The following is a 531-nucleotide window of genomic DNA, read 5'->3' as shown; positions in this document are numbered from 1 at the left end:
GTGGAGAGCGATTCAGCGCGGGATGGTGTGGCGGCTGTTGGTGGGGGCGTAGTTGTCACCGGCGAGGTCACCGGCTGCGCGGTTGGCGGAATGGCTCCCGCCAGCGGCGGCCGAAACCCATTTGCCGGCCTTGGCGCCGCTGCCCTTCTGCGGACCGCTGCCTCCCGCGGGGGCCGCGGATCGGGAACGTTGGTCACTGCGGCTCGGGGCGCTCGGCGAGGGTGTTCCGCGGCTCCCGCCGCCGTTTCCACCACCCCCGCGACCACCACCACCACCGCGACCACCACCATTACCTCCGCCGACGAGGCCGGGTGTGCCGCCACCCCCACCGCCGGAGAAGCCGCCGCCGGGGGGCACCGACTTGCCGCCGGCGAGCTTGCCGCCCATCAGGGCTTTTCCGCCTGTGGCGAGGGCTGCACCGGCCAGGAGGGCGGCACCGGCGGCCTGTGCGCCACCACCACCGCTCCCGACCGCGGATACAGCAGGAGTGATCAGCCGCATCAGAGCGGGCAGGACCAGTGCCGTAGCGGC

General features: G+C 73.6%; 1 pseudogene. It reads right to left on the bottom strand.

The annotated features are described in order from the left end of the window. Positions 1 to 12: 12 nt before the first annotated feature. A pseudogene (locus MLGJGCBP_RS51190) lies at positions 13 to 531 on the bottom strand (hypothetical protein); the annotation flags it as partial.

This window comes from Rhodococcus sp. T7 (assembly GCF_009872365.1).
Classification (GTDB): domain Bacteria; phylum Actinomycetota; class Actinomycetes; order Mycobacteriales; family Mycobacteriaceae; genus Rhodococcus_F.
Note: the sequence above shows the minus strand (reverse complement) of the source record. Positions and strands in the feature narration are given on the sequence as shown.